Origin of the sequence: Agromyces binzhouensis (assembly GCF_004135055.1) — a bacterium.
Taxonomy (GTDB): Bacteria; Actinomycetota; Actinomycetes; order Actinomycetales; family Microbacteriaceae; genus Agromyces; species Agromyces binzhouensis.
On record NZ_SDPL01000345.1, the window covers coordinates 1 to 3,483 of the forward strand.

General features: G+C 73.5%; 3 protein-coding genes. All 3 read left to right on the forward strand.

Annotated elements, in window-relative coordinates:
- Positions 1-156: 156 nt before the first annotated feature.
- Positions 157-1,191: a glucose-6-phosphate dehydrogenase (coenzyme-F420) gene (fgd, locus tag ESO86_RS13825; RefSeq protein ID WP_242492375.1), complete on the forward strand. Its 1,035-nt coding sequence runs from the start codon at positions 157-159 to the stop codon at positions 1,189-1,191.
- A gap of 157 nt (positions 1,192-1,348) precedes the next feature.
- The gene (locus ESO86_RS13830; RefSeq protein ID WP_129235527.1) at positions 1,349-2,659 is read left to right on the forward strand and encodes a LolA family protein; all 1,311 of its coding nucleotides are present in this window, start codon (positions 1,349-1,351) and stop codon (positions 2,657-2,659) included.
- 10 nt (positions 2,660-2,669) lie between these two features.
- The coding region (locus ESO86_RS13835; RefSeq protein WP_129235528.1) for an ABC transporter ATP-binding protein at positions 2,670-3,483 on the forward strand (814 nt) is incomplete at its 3' end.

Here is a 3,483-nt window from a genome sequence, read left to right on the forward strand (position 1 = left end):
GCTCGGCGTCCGCGCCCGGACCGCAGCGGTGGTCCGCGGTCTCGCCGAGCGCCTCAGCCCCGACGACGGCCGCGGCCCGCGGCATCCGATCGACCCACCGACCGCGCCCATGGGCGCCGCAATCGCGCCCCACGGCGCAGACAGGAAGGCAGCATCGTGACCCTCACCCTCGGATACAAGGCCAGCGCCGAGCAGTTCGACCCGCGCGAGCTCGTCGAGATCGCGGTCGCCGCGGAGGCGCACGGCATGGAGTCGGTGTGGACGAGCGACCACTTCCAGCCGTGGCGGCACACGGGCGGGCACGCGCCGTTCTCGCTCACCTGGATGGCCGCGGTCGGCGAGCGCACCTCGAGCGTGAAGATCGGCACGAGCGTGATGACGCCGACGTTCAGGTACAACCCCGCGGTGCTCGCGCAGGCGTTCGCCTCGCTCGGCGTGCTGTACCCCGACCGCGTCATCGCCGGCTTCGGCACCGGCGAGGCGCTCAACGAGATCGCGACGGGCTTCCAGGGCGCCGGAGCGCAGGAGTGGCCGGAGTTCCGCGAGCGCTACGCACGCCTCCGCGAGGCGGTGCGGCTCATGCGAGCCCTCTGGAGCGGCGAGGACCAGGTCAGCTTCGAGGGCGAGTACTACTCGACGCACGACGCGTCGATCTACGACCGTCCGGACGGCGGCGTGCCGATCTACATCGCCGCCGGAGGGCCGCAGGTCGCGAAGTACGCGGGCCGGGCCGGCGACGGGTTCATCTGCACGTCGGGCAAGGGGGCCGAGCTCTACGCCGACCAGCTCATGCCCGCCGTGAAGGAGGGGCTCTCGGCCCGATCCGACGGCCGCACCTTCGAGCAGTACGACCGGATGATCGAGATCAAGCTCTCGTACGAGGAGACCGAGGACGCCGCGCTCGAGAACACCCGGTTCTGGTCGCCGCTGTCGCTCTCGAAGGAGCAGAAGCACGACATCACCGACCCCGTCGAGATGGAGCGGGCCGCCGACGCGCTGCCGATCGAGCAGATCGCGAAGCGCTGGATCGTGGGCACCGACCCCGATGAGGTGGTCGCGCAGGTCGGGCAGTACGTCGACTGGGGCTTCGACCACCTGGTGTTCCATGCGCCCGGCCATGACCAGCGTCGCTTCCTGCAGCTGTTCGAGCGCGACCTCGCGCCGCGGCTGCGGGCGCTCCCGGGCGCCTGAGCCGCACCGCCTCGGGAGGAAGTTCTGCCCTGCGCCCGGCGTGTCCCGTCGCGACACGCCGGGCCCCGGCAGGAAGTTCCTCCCGAACGCTCGTCGGCATCCTGTCAGTTCGCTCCGCAGCGGGCGGAGCCGGGCGGCGCGGGCGTAGCCTGAGGACATGAGCCCACGCCGCACCGGGCCGTCCCGCTTCCGAGCCCGCACCGTCGTTCCCGCCATCGGGGTGCCCGTCGCGATCGCGCTCGCCATCCTCGTCCCGATGCAGGCGAACGCGTCGGTCGACCTGCCCGACAAGACTCCCGAGGAGCTCGTCGCGTTCGCGAAGGCCGGCGACGTCGACGCGCTGTCCGGCACGATCGAGCAGCGCTCCGAGCTCGGCCTGCCCGACCTCGGCACGCTCATGGGCGGCGGCGCGAGCGACGCGAACGACTCCGAGGCGGATGCCGCGGCATCCGACACGCTCGGAGAGCTGGTGTCCCTCGCGACCGGGAGCTTCGACGCGAACGTCTACCTCGACGGCGACCACGCACGCCTGCAGGTCCTCGACCGGATGGCCGAGCGCAACGTGTACCTGAGCCCCGGCGAAGCATGGTTCGTCGACTCCGAGACGCAGACCGCCACCCGGCTGGGCGTCGCGGACGACGCCGACGTCGAGGGGCTGGAGGCCGAGCTCGATCGCCTCGCCGACGAGGCGAGGGCCGAGGCCGAGGCCGGACTTCCCGACGGCGAGCAGTTGCCCACCCCCCAGCAACTGCTCGACCGCGCGCTCGATCGGCTCGACGAGACCACGGCGGTCTCCGTCGGGACCGACGGGCGCGTCGCGGGCCGCGACGCGTACGAGCTCGTGCTCGAGCCGCGAACCGACGAGACGCTCGTCGGCGAGATCCGCGTCGCGATCGACGGGGAGAACGGGGCGGCGCTCGCGGCATCCGTCACCGCGCGCGGTGCCGACGCGCCGGCGTTCGAGACCGGGTTCACCGACGTCTCGTTCGCGGCGCCCGACCCGGCGGTGTTCGCGTTCGAGCCGAGCGACGCGTTCGCGGTCGAGGAGGAGGCGCTGCCGCTGCCGACGGTCGACGAGCTCAGGCAGTGGATCGCCGACGCGCAGGCGCGGGCCGAGTCCGAGGCGGATGCCACGGCCGACCTGCCGCGACCGATCGTGCACGGCGAGGGCTGGGCGACGGTGGTCGAGCTCGATGCCGCGACGGTCGCGGAGATGACGGCCGGGCACCGAGCCGGGGGCGGCGACTCCGCGGACGCCGACGGCGCGGATTCGGTCGCGCCCGCCACCGAGCCGCCGTTCACCGAGGGCGAGGCGCTCGACCTGCTCGACGCGCTGACCGTCGCCGTCGACGGCGGTCGCGCGCTCCAGACCTCGCTGCTGTCGGTGCTGTTCACCGACGACGGTCGGGTGCTGGCCGGATCGGTCCCGGTCGACGCCCTCGTCGAGGTCGCCGAGTCGGGTCGTTGACGGGCCGCCGGTGAGCGACCTCGCGATCCAGACCGACGGGCTCACCAAGCGCTTCCGCGCGCAGGTCGCGGTCGACGGCATCGACCTCGCCGTGCCGCGCGGGTCCGTGTTCGGGTTCCTCGGGCCGAACGGCTCGGGGAAGACCACGACCATCCGCATGCTGCTCGGGCTCGTGGGTGCGACATCCGGGATCGCCCGCGTGCTCGGGACGGACATGCCGAAGGGGCTCGACGACGTGCTGCCCCGCGTCGGGGCGCTCGTCGAGGGGCCCGCGTTCGCGCCGTTCCTCTCGGGTGCGGCGAACCTCGCGCGGTTCGACGCCGCCGACCGGCACGCCTCGCCGTCCACCCGCGGCCGCCGGGTCGCCGAGGCCCTCGACCGGGTCGGCCTCTCGCACGCCGCCCGGAAGAAGTCCGGTGCCTACTCGCTCGGCATGAAGCAGCGCCTCGGGCTCGCCAACGCGCTGCTCATGCCGCGCGACCTGCTGGTGCTCGACGAGCCGACGAACGGCCTCGACCCGCAGGGCACGCGCGAGGTGCGCTCGCTGATCCGCTCGTTCGCGGCCGACGGCACCACGGTGTTCGTGTCGAGCCACCTGCTCGCGGAGGTCGAGCAGCTCTGCACGCACGTCGGCGTGATGAGCGCGGGTCGGCTCGTCGCCCAGGGCACGCTCGACGAGTTCCGACGCTCGGGCTCGTCGCGCGTCGAGGTGCTGACGCCCGATCCCGAGGCGGCGAGCACGGTGCTGGCCCGGCTCGGCCTGGTGCCGGATGCCGCGGCGGCGGCTCCACCGGAGGCGTCGTCGCCCGGCGGGTCCGGGGACG